Raw genomic sequence first — 14,733 nt, 5'->3', positions numbered from 1 at the left:
CTTTTGTGACTCATTCACTCGAGCTTTACGTCTTAATATCAAAGTCGATGTTCCTAAGCATAAGTCTAGAAAAAACCCTTTGTCGAGAGAAAAAAACAACTAGTTTCACTTTTTTTTCATTATTTTCAGTCGGAGAAAGCATTTTCTCTACTCGGGAATCGGGGAATTTATCCCGATAACGTCTCTATGAGAGACGTTTCTTTTGCCGAAATTCTGGAGAAAATCACCTCTGAAAACGAGTCGGAAGACACGTTTTCCCCTGAGGTTTCCGGCACTTTAGAGCCGGCTTTTCTCTCTAGCCTCCTAGGTGAAGTAGCACCTGTAAGAGTGCAATATCACTCGGTTTCATCCTATTCCCGCAGACAAAACTACACGGGCCAAACCCTTACCGCTAAGGATTTTAAATTAAAATCACAAGGGATGACCGATGTGCAGTTTAAAGCCTATGAAACTTTGTTCTATGCCTTAGAACTTCCTATCCTTACCGCTCACCGCCTACTGCCCGAAGGCTTTAACCAACTACAGTTAAAAAAAGCTTATAAACTTGCCGCGTTGAAAAACCACCCGGACAGCGGCGGCTGCCATGAAAGTTTTTTAGAAATCAAAAAATGCTATGATATCTTAGAGGGATTCGTTAAAACAAAGGCCACATGAGCCAAGCCCTGAGCCCGACAATTCAAAAAGATATCCTGTTATGCACCCTGAACTCAACCTATCAGCATAGCTCGTTTGGGTTACGCTATATTCTGGCTCAGATGGCCGAACTTACCCTACAGACCGAAATGCTTGAGTGGACGATCAAAGAAAACCCACGCAACATCGTTGAAAAGATCTTAAGCTTTAACCCTAAGATTGTGGGCTTTGGCGTTTATATCTGGAACAACGAAGAAGTCTTTGAAGTTTGCTCAATTCTTAAGAAAGTGGCGCCGGATATCGAGCTTGTGTTAGGCGGCCCTGAGGTCTCTTATGAAACCGAAGGCCAGCGTCTTTATCCGTTAGCTGATCATATAATCTGTGGCGAAGCTGATCTACTGTTTCCGCAGTTCTGCCGTGAACACCTAAGTGGTAACGACACCCAACCGAAAATCGTGCGCGGGGCTTTACCACCATTACCGGAGTTAAAACTTCCGTATTATCTATATAGTGATAATGATATCGCCAACCGTGTGATCTATGTCGAAGCCTCGCGTGGCTGCCCGTATAAGTGTGAGTACTGCCTATCTTCTTTAGATAAATCCGTGCGCAGCTTTAATCTCGATCACTTCTTAAGCGAACTGGAAATACTCATCAACCGCGGCGCCCGTTGTTTTAAGTTTGTCGACCGCACCTTTAATTTAAGCCCGTCCACTTCAACAAAGATTTTAAACTTCTTTAAAGCTCATCTTGATAAGGGTTTATTCTTGCATTTTGAGATGGTGCCTGACCGTTTGCCGATTGAGATCCGCGATTTAATCAAAGATTTCCCGGCCGGAAGCTTACAGTTTGAAGTCGGCATCCAAACCCTAAACCCGCAAGTGGCGATCAATGTTTCGCGCAAGAACGATCTGCTTAAAGTGGCCGAAAACTTTAACTTCCTGAACAGCAATACCCATGTGCATACGCATGCAGACCTGATCGTAGGGCTTCCGGGCGAAACACTGGAATCCTTTGGCGAAGGCTTTGACCGCTTGGCGGCGATGGGCCCGCACGAAATCCAGGTCGGCATTTTAAAACGTCTTAAAGGCACACCTATTATCCGCCATGAGGCCGCTTTTCAGATGCGCTATCAGGATTTTTCGCCGTTTCAGATTTTATCGACTTCGACGATGAATTATTCAACCCTGCAGCTGATGAACCGCTTTGCCAAGTTCTGGGACTTATACGCCAACAGTGGCGATTTCCCGCAGTTTATGGCGTGGCTTAAGGGCTTTGAGGGATCTTTCTTCTGGAACTTTATGAAGTTTGTCGATTACCTCTCAGAGAAATACTCAGAAACCCATTCTATCTCGTTAATTAATCTGGCCGAGAAAGCCTATGATTATGTGCTTATGCGTACGGACGACTCAGATAAGGCATTTGATATCATTAGGGCTGATTTCTGCGACGGCGCTAAAAAGCGCGATATTCCGCCGTTTATGAAAGCGCAGGCCATCGCTAGGGGCGTTTACGAAAAATCGGCCATTGGCTCGTCGGCAAAAAAATCATCGTCGTTAAACTCGCGCCAGATCGCTCACCTGTCTTAAAGTTTTACCCAGTAGCGGCGGATGATTTTTCCTTCGTCGTCGATTTTATTCTCTAAGCTTGCATTAAACTTTTCGATAATCTTCCATGAAGGGGTGTTCTGGTCATCGCAAGTGACCAGGATTTGCGACAACCCAAGCACATCTTTACAATAATGCATTCCGGCCTTCATGAGCTGAGTAGCATACCCCCGCCCGCGAAAGCTTTCAGCAACCGCGTAGCCGATATGCCCGCCCCTTCTCAGGAGAAAATCATTTAAACTGTGGCGGATACTTACGCGGCCGATAATCTGCCCCTCTAAAAAAGCATACAACATCGTGTGCGGCACCCTTTGGGGCGCAAGGTTTTTACCAAGCCGCTCATCGGTTAATAGAGTTAACATTTCCTGATAAGACATGCCGGGCTTCCACGCAAAGGTGTACCAAGTCCGGTCGTCTTCAGACCAGTGCTTCATTCCACTGAAAAAAGCGGCTTCATCATTTACGGTTAACTCACGTACGATCAACGACATAGGCTTAAAGCTTATTGGCGAAGTTCAGTATAAGGCAACATCCGTTGCGGCTGTGCAAAGAATTTCTCGACCCGTTCGATCATTTCATCAAAAGTTTTTGAACGGTTAACTTCTGCCGTCAAGGGGTGCCCCCACTCAAGCCACACATGTGTGGTGCGCACAAAAAACTGGATTTTTCTAAAGGCATAATCAGGCTTATGACCTAATTTTTCACAGAAATAATAACGACTTAAGTGAATAAACTTAAGCAGCATCTTGCCGTACTCAGCACCCTCTTCGTATTCGCCAACGGGAGGAACTTCACTGGTTAAACCTTTACGGTAGGCCACCTGCCACATCATCCACGGGCGTGCGGCTAAACCACGGCCCGACATCACCAAGTCACAGCCCGTCTGCTCAAGCATGGCAAACACATCATCCACGGTCTGAATATCGCCGTTACCGATGATCGGGATATCGAGTGCCTTTTTTAGTTCGGTGATCTGGTTCCAGTCAGCCTGCCCGCGGCGTTTCTGGGCGGCGGTGCGCGGATGCAGGGTAATCCACTGGGCACCGGCATCACGCAGGGTTTTTACAAAATGAATCAGTTCGGGAATAGATTTATCACTTCCGACCGCGCGTAACTTTACCGAAACTGGTTTGGTACTTGCGGTTGCGGCAAATTCAACAACCTGGGCTGCATAATTAAGATCGCCCATTAAAGCCACGCCGTAATTATGGCGCAGGGCTTTTTGCACGGGGCATCCCATATTAATATCGATTCCTGAAACTGTATTAATATCACCCCATTCATTGATCATTTTCTGAATGGTTTTCTGGATCATTTCTTTGTCATTGCCTAAGATCTGCGGCACCAGATTACGTTCGCCTTCAAACAAAATCGTCTCGGCAGTATGCCCCAATTTTTCTTGCGGCACTCGGCGTGAGTTCAACATTTCGGTTGGCCAAATAGTCTGCTCTTCCTGCGGCAAATAATCGTACACGATCTTTCGCAAGACTACGTGGGATAATCCCACCATTGGGGCTAGACATAACGGAAAACTAAACTGCATAATGAATATGTATGGCGATTATCGGAAAAAAGATAGGTATTTTAGGCGGCGGACAATTGGCACAGATGATGACCCAACGGGCACGTCAGATGGGCTTTCATGTAACGGTGTTATGTGAAGATAAAGACGATCCCGCTGTCGGTTACGCCAACCGCTGGATTAAGGGTAAAATCTTTAATGAAGACGACATCTTAAAGCTTGCCCGGGTAGTCGATGCGCTCACCTTTGAAACCGAGTTTATCCCGGCCCGTGTAATTGCCAAGGGATTAGGTAAAACAAAAACCCGTTGCGTTCCGAAACTTGACCATTTGGCGATTTTACAAGATCGCTGGCCGCAAAAAGAACTGCTCTGGGATTATCAAATACCGACTGCCGACTTTGTTAAAATCACCGGCAAAGATGATTTAGAAGCTGCGTACAAAGTTTTTGACGGCGAACTGGTGTTGAAAAAACGGCTTGGCGGTCATGATGGCTTTGGCACCTATATCATTAAATCCAAAGCGCAGTTTGAACTGTTTAAACGCACCCACAAAAACCAGGAAACCCAGTTTATCGCCGAAAAACTGGTGCACTTTAAGAGCGAAAAATCGTTAATTGTCTGCCGTAACCAACAGGGCGATATTTTCATGTACCCCTTAATGAACAGCATTCAGAAAAACCAGCAGTGCTTTCGCGTCTGGGGGCCTGATCACCACCCGGCTTTAAATGAAGTAACCAAAAAAATCACATCCCTGCTAAACCATATCGAATATGTGGGTCTGATTACGTTTGAGTTATTTGATGTCGGCTCAAAATTACTGGTGAACGAAATCACCCCGCGCGTACACAACTCGGGCCATATCACCCAGGACGCGTTTTCATTTGACCAGTTTGAAATGCAGTTACGCGCACTGACCAACGATGCATTCCCGCTTGAAGTGCAATCGACAAAATCATTTTTAATGCAAAATATCGTGGGCACCGGCTACGGTAAACCAGCAATTCAGGTGGGCTTACAGGGTAAACTTCACTGGTATGACAAAAAAGCCAATAGACCTAAAAAGAAATTAGGTCATATTAACTATTTCGGAAATAACTTAAAAAATTTAATGGCGTTGGCCGACTACGACCTGAAAAAAATCAAGAGCTAGCACGCGCTTCATTACAAACAATAATAGCGGTGTTAAGATGACATCCGCAGTTAGCTGGTTCTGAAAAAACGGGATCGCCGCTGTATAACACTGAACCAAACCTGCACCAGTCATCGGGTACATACCATCCATAACCCAAACACCGAAGTTCGACACTAAAAAGAAAATCGAACTGCCGGTTAACACCGCCGCCATACGCGGAAACATTTTATCTAATGCTTGTTTGTTCAAGAAAAACGGCAACAACGCCAGGCCAAGAGCTAAATAAACAAAAGCCATCGTTGAGTGAAAAAAGCTTGGTGAATTTAAGCCGATAAATAAATCAGACATTAACATGGCCAGCACCGGAAGCATGATTGCTTTGGTCTTTGCATCTTTAAAAAGGATTGCAAACACGTAAGTTGCAGCCAACACTGCCGTAAAGTTCCAGCTGTGCTCAATTAAGCGGGAGCCAGCGGCAATAACTAATAAGACGATAAAGGCAAAGTTTTCAGCAGTGATTTTTTTCATAAGCCCTGAGTATAGCATAAAAAAAGCCGATTTTTCAATCGGCTTTTTTTAATAAGCATTTTAATTATGGCAAAAAAGGCCTGACACCTTTAGTTGACGTCTTTAAAGTCAGCGTCGATCACATCGTCGCCGTCTTTTTTAGCGTCACCAGAAGCTCCGCCCTGAGCGCCACCACCAGAACCGTCACCGCCACCTTGTGCTGCACCTGCTTTATATAAAGCCTCAGTCACTTTGTGTGATGATGTTTGCAGTTTTTCAAAAGCCGCTTTTAATTCAGCTGTAGAAGCAGTTTTATTTTCAAAAACTTTTTTAGCTTCATCAACGGCAGCCTTAACTGTATCAGCGTCTGCACCTAATTTATCTTTGTTCTCATTCACTAACTTTTCAGTTTGGTAAATTAAGTTATCTAAATTATTGCGTGACTGAGCTGCTTCAGCTTTTTCTTTATCGGCGTCAGCCTGCATTTCTGCTTCTTTCACGGCTTTTTTGATCTCTTCTTCAGATAAACCAGATTGCGCCGTGATTTTGATCTGTTGCGATTTATTAGTCGCTTTATCAACCGCTGATACGTGTAAGATACCGTTGGCATCAATATCAAAAGTCACTTCGATTTGCGGCATGCCTCTTGGCGCCGGCGCGATTCCTGTTAACTCGAATCGTCCTAGTGATTTATTATCTGAAGCCATTTTACGCTCACCTTGCAACACGTGGATATCAACACCAGGCTGATTATCCGCAGCTGTTGAGAACACCTGAGATTTTTTCGAAGGGATCGTCGTGTTACGCTCGATAAGAGTCGTCATAACGCCACCCATTGTTTCAATACCAAGTGATAACGGTGTTACGTCTAATAGTAATACGTCTTTAACATCTCCGGCTAATACACCACCCTGAACCGCAGCACCTAGTGCCACAACCTCATCCGGGTTAACGGTTCTGTTTGGCTCTTTACCGAAAAAGTCTTTTACAGCTTTTTGGATTGAAGGGATACGTGTCGAACCACCCACTAAAACCACTTCGTCGATTTGTGATGTTGAAAGACCTGCATCTGCCAAAGCTTTTTTGCATGGCTCGATCGAACGTTTCACTAAATCTTCAGTCATTTGATCGAATTTAGCGCGTGTTAATTTCATCTGTAAGTGCTTAGGACCAGACTGATCTGCCGTGATGAACGGAAGATTAATATCTGATTCTTGCGCTGACGATAGTTCGATCTTAGCTTTTTCAGCCGCCTCTTTAAGACGTTGTAAGGCCATTTTATCGTTTTTAAGATCGATACCTTGGTCTTTTTTAAATTCAGTGATTAACCATTCTAAAATGATCACGTCAAAGTTATCACCACCTAAGTGTGTATCACCGTTTGTTGATTTAACTTCAACAACACCGTCACCCACTTCTAGGATAGAGATATCGAATGTACCGCCACCGAAATCGTAGATAGCAATTTTTTGATCTTTCTTTTTATCTAATCCGTACGCCAGTGCCGCTGCTGTTGGTTCGTTGATGATACGGCGAACGTTTAAGCCAGCGATACGGCCGGCATCTTTAGTCGCCTGTCTTTGCGCATCGTTAAAGTAAGCAGGAACAGTGATAACTGCATCTGTGACTTCAGAACCTAAGTAGTCTTCAGCAACTTTTTTTAGTTTTGCTAAAACCGCTGCACCGATTTCTTCAGGAGAAGCTGATTTGCCGCCCTGAATTTTAAACGCTGTATCCGCGCCACCGTTTTTAGATTCTACGGTGTACGGAATTAATTTTAATTCTGATTGCACTTCTTCAAAACGACGACCGATAAAACGTTTCGCCGAGTAAATTGTGTTTTCTGGATTTGTAACTGCCTGGCGTTTAGCGATTTGGCCCACTAAACGGTCGCCGTCTTTGGTGAAAGCAACAACTGAAGGAGTTGTACGAGCGCCTTCTTCGTTCACTAGAACTTTCGGCTCGCCGCCTTCCATGATAGCTACGCAAGAGTTTGTCGTACCTAAGTCAATACCGATAATTTTTCCCATAACTGAATTCTCCCTAACGGGTTGGACGACCGACCGGCCAATCCTTCTCCCCTATTTTTAATTAAATTAAGTCTCTATTAATGTGTGTCCGGTTCGGACATCGTCAAGCCGCCAAAAAGCTAATTTTTAGCGACTTTTTGACTATTTCTTACGGCCAAAAAAGCCCTTTTTTTCGCCGCTAACCTTGATTTTACGCAACTCTGCCAACTGTCTCAGCAAAGCCTCTTCTTCAGACGATATCTTTTTAGGGAATTCCGGGTGCAGGGTGAAATGCAAATCGCCCCGACGTGACCCACGAAGAGACGGTACACCACGGCCCGCAACTTTAATCTGGTCACCAGGCTGTGCCCCGCGCGGAATTTCAACTTCAATTTCACCGTCTAAACCATCGACTTTGATTTCGCCACCTAACATGAACTGTTCAAAAGCGATGTCTAAATCAGCAAACAAATGATCGCCTTCACGTTCATAAACATCGTGCTCTTTGACTCTGATTTCAACAAACAGATCACCGGCTGAGCCACCTTTATAGCCGCCTTCGCCTTCACCCTGAATTCGCAAGCGGGTGCCGTTATCAACACCGGCCGGAATGCTCACTTTGATCTTACGTTTAATTTTCGAACGGCCTTTGCCCTGGCAAGTTTTGCACGGATTTTCGATCACTTCACCAGCACCGTTACAGACCGAACACGTCGTTGCCATAGTGAAAAATCCCTGCTGGCGGATCACCTGGCCCTGGCCTTTACACACTTTACAAGTCACTGCGGTTGAGCCTTTTGCAGCGCCCGAACCATTACAGTCTGAACAGTGCTCTTCGGTTTCAAATTCAATCTGCTTTTCGCCGTCAGTTAGCACCGAAGCTAAATCAACTTCGGTGATGTAGCGCAGATCAGAACCTTTGCGCGGGCCACGTGGCTTACCACCTCTGGCCTGGCCGAACGGACTCCCGCCGCCACCGCCGAAAAAATCACCGAACACATCACCAAACTGCGAAAAAATATCGTTGATGTCATGAAAGCCACCGCCACCGAAACCGCCGCCGGCCATGCCGCCTTGAAAGGCCTGGTGGCCGAAACGGTCGTACTGCGCTTTTTTCTCGGGAGAGCTTAAAATTTCATAGGCTTCTGCAGCTTCTTTGAATTTATTTTCAGCTTCTTTATCTCCGGGGTTGCGATCCGGATGATATTGCATCGCCAATTTACGATAGGCTTTTTTGATCGTATCGCCATCAGCGTTACGCTCGACATTCAGAATTTCATAGTAATCGCGCTTTGTAGACATCGCATTAAAATAGGAGGTCTTTTAAGCCGCCGTCAAGAATGGAACGGTGAGATTTTTACTGCTTTGAGGTTTGGTTCTGCGCTTTCGCTTCTTGCAGTTTAGATTTTAAGCGATTTATGAGTTTTTCGTCCTGGTTTTGAGCAATCATATCTTCCAGCACCCGGGTGGCAAATTCGCTGTCGCCCTCATCTGAGGCCAAACGAGCCGCTAAAACCTGCGTCCAATCCGGAGCGCCATTTTCAAAAGCGCGCAAATAGAGTTTGGCGGCTTTTTTCTTATCTTTTTCTTCATACAGTGCGTGATAGGCTGCGCCATAAATCAGTTGCCAGTTATTAGGATATACGCGCGTCCCCCGGCCAAAAAATTTTGCCGCCCCTTCAACATCACTGACCAGCACCGACAAGGCCAAACCACCGGTTTGGTACATACTGGGTTCTAGGCGCGAATCCAAGGTACTGGCTAAATCCAATACTGAAGCTAACCACGAATTGCCTTCGCAAAGATTTTCACTAATTTTTTTACTGCAGTGATCAAAATCCTGAATAGCACGAATCCAAAGTGAGTCGGCGGTTTGGATTTGAAAGCCCGCGGTTAAATGCCGGATTGCCATCGGCGGCGCGATATAAGGCTCTTCGAAGCGATTATAGCTTTTCGAAAAAAAAACGTGGCTCGAAAGCCACGTTATTAAAACTAAAATTCCTAAAGAAATTTTAACAAACATTACTACTAGCGGATACCAGGCGTAGAGTTGGTGATACGTTTTACTTGGTCAATTGTCCAACCGTCTAACGGCGTTGCATTGGCAATCGTGTTATTCGGGTTACCCACGGCGATAGCACGGAATGCCGCTGCACCAGCTGCATTCGAACATGTCGAAGTTGTACCAGCTAAAGTAGTTTGGTAGTAAGGCGTACAAGCCGCTGAAGTACCAGTTGCCGTTTTCCAAGTCGCCGCATTATTACGGCACACGGTAGCTAAATGTGAAAACTCAGCACCAGCTGTTTGTGGAGGAGCACCTGAAGCAATATCGTATGGAGCGCATGCGGCCTGAAAACCGACAACATAACGTAGCGCTGTACCAGTCACACCGAAACCGATATTACTTAAATTCGAAGAGTATTGATTCCACTCACCGTAAAACGATTGCTCAGACGCATAAAGTGCAGATAATGAAGATTTCGCCTCACCCTGACGAGCACGCGCTTGGAATTTTTGATACTGTGGCACACCCACAGCCGCTAATAAACCGATGATCGCAACAACGATCATTAGCTCGACTAGCGAGAAACCTTTTTGATTTAACGTCCCAGTGTTTTTCATATAGAATTTGTCCCCTTTTGGATTGTTAATATAAGTTAACGACACACCCATAAATTATTATAACATTCGATGTCGTTGACAAGTATTGATATTCATTTTGTCGGTTGATTTTAACAAGACCTTCACTAGAATAAATAATTATGTATCAAACAAACACGTTTCACTCTGAGAAATACAAAATTCACCTAACTGGACAAAACGACAGTGGCGGTAAACATGACTCTGCAACCGGTATTGATTTACTGGACGCGGTCGAAACTGAAGAGCCAAACCTGTATAAGGTTATACTTTTAAACGACGATTACACACCGATGGATTTTGTCGTGTACGTGCTTAAAACTTTTTTTAAACACGACGATCGTTCAGCTGAAAAAATCATGCTCGACGTGCATAAACAGGGTTCTGGTGTAGCTGGCATCTACAATTTCGAAGTGGCCGAAACCAAGGCCCTGCAGGTGAACCAGTTTGCTAAAAGCAACAAATACCCGCTAAAATCAATAGTAGAAGAAGATAAATAAAGGCTGGGTGCTATGATCTCAAAAGAACTTGATAAAAGATTAGGTAAAGCGATCGATCTGGCGACCAAAAAATCGCACGAGTTCGTGACACTCGAACACTTCACGTACTGCCTGCTTGAAGCCCCCCAGGTGATTGAGGTCTGCGACAAACTGGGAGTGAATGTCGCCGAAATCAAAAAAGAATTAAACACCTATATCAGCAAGAACGAAACTCTGACCGAAGAACAGAAAAAAACATTCACTGAAGGCGATGCCAGCGAATGGAAGGCGCAACTTACCGTTTCTGTTCACCGGGCGTTTGAGCGCGCAGCGCTGCAGATGCAAAATGCCGGACGCACCGAGATCAATGAACTTTCGGTTTTTATTGCGGTGTTTGATGAAAAAAAATCCAAAGCCTGTTTTGTCCTACAAAAAATGGGACTAACCCAGTTCGACGTTATTTCCGTGGTGAGCCACGAACTTTCTGCCAGCTCTACAACCGGAACTGAACCAACCGCGAATTCCGGCGACACCTATTCTGCAAATGCGGCTGACAAAAAAGCTACCGCACTGGAAGATTTTGCCATTAATTTAAATGAATACGCCAAAAGCGGCAAAAAAGATCCGCTTATCGGACGCCAGGACATTATCGAAAAAATGATTCAGACCTTAGGGCGCCGGCAAAAAAATAATCCGCTGATTATCGGCGATAGCGGTGTGGGTAAAACTGCGATCGTAGAAGGCCTGGCCGAAAAGATCAATCTTGGTCAGGTGCCGGATTTCTTACAGAATAAAACGATTTACTCTGTTGATGTCGGCTCACTCTTGGCCGGAGCGAAATACCGCGGCGACTTCGAAGGACGATTAAAAAATATTTTAAAAGAAGCCAAGGCCGATCCGAACATCATCCTGTTTATTGACGAGATTCACAATATCGTCGGGGCCGGATCGACGTCGGGTTCTTCAATGGATGCGGCCAACTTATTAAAACCAGCACTTTCTAAAGGCGAAATCTCTTGCATCGGTGCCACCACGTTTCAGGAATACCGCCAGCATTTTGAAAAAGACCGCGGCCTTAACCGCCGCTTTCAGAGAATCGATATCAAAGAGCCCACCGTCGATGACACGGTTCAGATTTTAGAATCCTTAAAACCGCAGTACGAAAAATTTCATGATGTGACTTATACCCCTGAAGCAGTACGCGCCTGTGTGGAACTGTCGGTTAAATACCTGACATCGGCAAAACTTCCGGATAAAGCGATTGATATCATGGATGAAGTGGGTTCGACGACGAAACTAAAAAAACAGAAAACTGTCGATACCGCTGACGTTGCGGCGATTATTTCAAAAATTTCGGGTGTACCGACCACCCAACTTACTTCTGATGATTTGTCACAGCTTAAAGATCTCGACATTAAACTTAAATCCCTTATTTTCGGTCAGGACGATGCCATCACCGCTTTAACCCAGGCGATTAAATTTGCCAGAAGCGGATTAGAGACCAAAGAAAAGCCGTGGGGTTCTTTTTTATTTGCCGGCCCAACCGGTGTCGGTAAAACCGAAGTGTGTAAACAGCTGGCGCGCATCTTAGGGGTTAACTACCAGCGCTTTGACATGAGTGAATACATGGAAAAGCACGCGATCTCACGCTTAGTCGGCGCTCCTCCCGGCTATGTCGGTTTCGAACAAGGTGGCCAACTGACGGAAGCGGTTTCAAAAAGCCCGTATTCTTTAATCCTGCTCGACGAAATCGAAAAAGCCCACCCGGATATTTATAATATCCTGTTACAGATTATGGATGGCGGGCGACTCACTGACGGTAACGGCCGCACCGTTGATTTCAAAAACTGTATTCTGGTTATGACCTCAAATGCCGGGGCAGCTGATGTGGCCCGCGGCAATATCGGCTTGGGCCATGCTAACCCGGGCTCAGTCAGCTCTGAAGCGATTAAAAAAACCTTCTCGCCTGAGTTTATTAACCGTTTAGATAAAATTATATATTTTAACGGCCTGACCTTAGATTTGGTTAAAAATATTGTCGATAAGTTTTTAACCGAATTAAAACACACTTTAGCCGCAAAAAAAGTTGATTTTATCTTTGACGATGCCGTAGTGACCCACATCGCCGAACGCGGCTACGACCCGGTGTACGGCGCCCGACCGCTGCACCGAAAAATCGATGAACTTGTTAAATCCAGAATCATCGACGAGCTTTTATTCGGCAAACTTAAAAACGGCGGTAAAATCACCGTAAGCTTTTCAGCTAACAACAAACTTTTAGAATTTCATTACGCTTAGGATGAACACCATGATTTCGATGATAAAAAAAGTTTCTCTGTTGATTCCATTCTTTTTTGCCTGCAGCCATGCGCAGCTTTTGGGCTTTACCAAAGTTAAAGATATGAGCTGTGCCCAGCTCATGACCGCGGCCAACGATAAAGACTTTGCCTTAAATTCACTGGCCGGTATCCGCGGCATTAAAAAATGTCCGGGTTTTAAATTTGATATGAAATCGGTTTCTGATTTTGAGCGCAAAATCTTTATGCAGGAAATCGCTGAAGCCAATATTTTAATTCTTCCGGCCGCGGCAGCCTCGGCTCCGGTGCAAGTTGCGCAGACAGAAACAGCTTCGATTGACAGTTTAAGGTCTCAAATCCGTAAAGAAAAAAATGCCATTGAAAAAATGGGCCTTATGAAACAATTGCGCGCCAAATACCGCTCGAACAACCGTCGCAATGATTCACTTAAAGTACTAAAAGACTTTCATGCCCTGGCTCTTAAAACGTTCAAAAAAGATCCCAAGAACAGCAAACACCAAGAGCTTTACTTAGAGGCCACACTTAACTTGGGCCGTCACCATTATTCTGAAAATGATTTTGTTAAAGCCAATAGATTGTTAACAGCCGCAGTGGTTGACCTTAAACCACTACAGCAAAACTTAAGCGAGATTTCGTATCTGTTGGGTAAAGTGAAAGAAGATGAAGGAAAACTTACCGAAGCCCTGCTGTATTACGAGAGCCTGTTAGAAGAATTAAAAAAGGGCCCATCAAAAAATCCGGCCATCACCCGCGAGAAAATCCTGTGGACCAAGGCTTGGGTACTTTACAAATCTGAAGAGTGGGAGAAAGCTGCTGAGGCCATGAAAGGTTTAGCACTTGAAACTTTAGATATCGCTGAAAAATCACGCGCTAATTTTTTCCTGGCCCGCTGTTTGGTGCGCTTAGATAAAAAAGATGAAGCCAGAAAAATCTGGACAGCCATGACCCAAGAGGATTTTTACAGCTACTATTCACTTCTAGCTTACGATGAATTGCAACTTAAAATTCCGGCTTTCAACACGCTAAAGGCCACTGATAAATTTAACTTCGACAAATCACTATCGTTCTTACAGCCCAAACAAAAAGACCTCTTCAATGCCCTTCTTCAGCACGAAGAAATCGACCTGGCCGAGCGCACGGCTTTGGCCTTAACCGATAAACCGGAACAACTCACCCAGCTTGGTCTTGAGCTGGCCAGCCGTGGCCAGCGTTTTTTACCGCTGTTTATCGCCTTTGCCAAACTTCCGGTTGAACAAAAACAGGATATCATCGTTAAAAAGTCACACTTACTCTTTCCGCGCTTATGGGAGAGCGAAGTTAAAGAAATGGCAAATGTCACAGGTCTTCCTACAAGTTTGATTTTTTCCATCATGCGCCAGGAATCAGCTTTTAATATAAACTCACGCAGCGGTGCCAACGCCTTAGGATTAATGCAGGTTATCCCACCATTAGCCAAACACTTAGCGCGCAAGCACAAAGTCGACTACAAAAAACCTGAAGATCTATACAACCCGCAGATCAATATCAAAATCGGCAGTTACGAATTGTCCGAGCAGGTAAAAAAACAGAAAGATCAGTATGCGTTAGTTGCCGCCGCTTACAATGCTGGACCAAATGCCGTGGCCCGTTGGATTAAAAACCGCTACCGCCCTAAATTCGATATTGTTGATTTTATCGAAGAGATCCCCTACGACGAAACCAGACTGTATGTAAAAATCATCGCCCGCAACCATCTGTTTTACGATCGCATCGAAGCCCCGGCCAAAGAAACCGGCTTTCCCGAGAAATTTATCAAAAAAACCGACGCCTTTACCGGTGCTCCGTCCGTTCTTTCGCCTGACGTGGCCACGCAAAACTAGGCCCGTTTAATCTCAAAATAAGACAG

13 protein-coding genes are annotated in these 14,733 nt (G+C 45.0%); 6 read left to right on the top strand and 7 right to left on the bottom strand.

Annotated elements, in window-relative coordinates; genetic code table 11:
• Nucleotides 1–186 precede the first annotated feature (186 nt).
• Together AC04MM_RS09695 and AC04MM_RS09690 are read left to right on the top strand one after the other, a co-directional pair.
• Entirely contained in the window at nucleotides 187–654 is a 468-nt protein-coding gene (locus AC04MM_RS09695) for a hypothetical protein (RefSeq protein WP_475380153.1), read from the top strand.
• Nucleotides 651–2,222, top strand: coding sequence for a B12-binding domain-containing radical SAM protein (locus tag AC04MM_RS09690; RefSeq protein ID WP_475380152.1), 1,572 nt, complete (start codon nucleotides 651–653; stop codon nucleotides 2,220–2,222). Before AC04MM_RS09695 ends, AC04MM_RS09690 begins: the two co-directional genes overlap by 4 nt.
• Here the strand turns inward: AC04MM_RS09690 and AC04MM_RS09685 are convergent.
• Nucleotides 2,219–2,731: a GNAT family N-acetyltransferase gene (locus AC04MM_RS09685; RefSeq protein WP_475380151.1), complete on the bottom strand. Its 513-nt coding sequence runs from the start codon at nucleotides 2,729–2,731 to the stop codon at nucleotides 2,219–2,221. The genes AC04MM_RS09690 and AC04MM_RS09685 overlap by 4 nt on opposite strands.
• A gap of 11 nt (nucleotides 2,732–2,742) precedes the next feature.
• A complete protein-coding gene (locus tag AC04MM_RS09680; protein WP_475380150.1) occupies nucleotides 2,743–3,783 on the bottom strand; it encodes a tRNA-dihydrouridine synthase family protein in 1,041 nt (346 codons plus the stop codon).
• Between the two features lie 11 nt (nucleotides 3,784–3,794).
• Here AC04MM_RS09680 and AC04MM_RS09675 point away from each other — a divergent pair, with 11 nt between their 5' ends.
• On the top strand, nucleotides 3,795–4,913 hold the full coding sequence (locus AC04MM_RS09675; protein WP_475380149.1) for an ATP-grasp domain-containing protein: 1,119 nt from the start codon (nucleotides 3,795–3,797) through the stop codon (nucleotides 4,911–4,913).
• On the opposite strand, the gene AC04MM_RS09670 is transcribed toward AC04MM_RS09675, so the two are convergent.
• The 5 genes from AC04MM_RS09670 to AC04MM_RS09650 form a co-directional block, all read right to left on the bottom strand.
• The gene (locus AC04MM_RS09670; protein WP_475380148.1) at nucleotides 4,869–5,423 is read right to left on the bottom strand and encodes a DUF6580 family putative transport protein; all 555 of its coding nucleotides are present in this window, start codon (nucleotides 5,421–5,423) and stop codon (nucleotides 4,869–4,871) included. The two genes, AC04MM_RS09675 and AC04MM_RS09670, sit on opposite strands and share 45 nt — an antisense overlap.
• An 89-nt stretch (nucleotides 5,424–5,512) precedes the next feature.
• Nucleotides 5,513–7,432 (bottom strand): molecular chaperone DnaK, encoded by a 1,920-nt coding sequence (gene dnaK / locus AC04MM_RS09665; protein WP_475380147.1) that lies wholly within the window; start codon nucleotides 7,430–7,432, stop codon nucleotides 5,513–5,515.
• A gap of 141 nt (nucleotides 7,433–7,573) precedes the next feature.
• A complete protein-coding gene (gene dnaJ, locus AC04MM_RS09660; protein WP_475380146.1) occupies nucleotides 7,574–8,713 on the bottom strand; it encodes a molecular chaperone DnaJ in 1,140 nt (379 codons plus the stop codon).
• Nucleotides 8,714–8,768: 55 nt separating this feature from the next.
• On the bottom strand, nucleotides 8,769–9,323 hold the full coding sequence (locus tag AC04MM_RS09655) for a hypothetical protein (RefSeq protein WP_475380145.1): 555 nt from the start codon (nucleotides 9,321–9,323) through the stop codon (nucleotides 8,769–8,771).
• A 116-nt stretch (nucleotides 9,324–9,439) separates the two neighbouring features.
• Nucleotides 9,440–10,033, bottom strand: coding sequence for a type IV pilin protein (locus tag AC04MM_RS09650; RefSeq protein ID WP_475380144.1), 594 nt, complete (start codon nucleotides 10,031–10,033; stop codon nucleotides 9,440–9,442).
• 140 nt (nucleotides 10,034–10,173) lie between these two features.
• Here AC04MM_RS09650 and clpS point away from each other — a divergent pair, with 140 nt between their 5' ends.
• Genes clpS through AC04MM_RS09635 form a run of 3 tightly spaced genes read left to right on the top strand, consistent with a single transcriptional unit; the run spans nucleotide 10,174 to nucleotide 14,707 of the window.
• The gene (gene clpS / locus AC04MM_RS09645; protein ID WP_475380143.1) at nucleotides 10,174–10,551 is read left to right on the top strand and encodes an ATP-dependent Clp protease adapter ClpS; all 378 of its coding nucleotides are present in this window, start codon (nucleotides 10,174–10,176) and stop codon (nucleotides 10,549–10,551) included.
• Nucleotides 10,552–10,563: 12 nt separating this feature from the next.
• The gene (gene clpA / locus AC04MM_RS09640) at nucleotides 10,564–12,828 is read left to right on the top strand and encodes an ATP-dependent Clp protease ATP-binding subunit ClpA (protein WP_475380142.1); all 2,265 of its coding nucleotides are present in this window, start codon (nucleotides 10,564–10,566) and stop codon (nucleotides 12,826–12,828) included.
• A 10-nt stretch (nucleotides 12,829–12,838) separates the two neighbouring features.
• On the top strand, nucleotides 12,839–14,707 hold the full coding sequence (locus tag AC04MM_RS09635; protein ID WP_475380141.1) for a transglycosylase SLT domain-containing protein: 1,869 nt from the start codon (nucleotides 12,839–12,841) through the stop codon (nucleotides 14,705–14,707).
• The last annotated feature ends 26 nt before the right edge of the window (nucleotides 14,708–14,733 follow it).

The organism is Bdellovibrio sp. SBM16 (genome assembly GCF_056175625.1).
The sequence above is the reverse complement of the archived record's forward strand: the minus strand, read 5'-3'. Positions and strand labels throughout refer to the sequence as shown.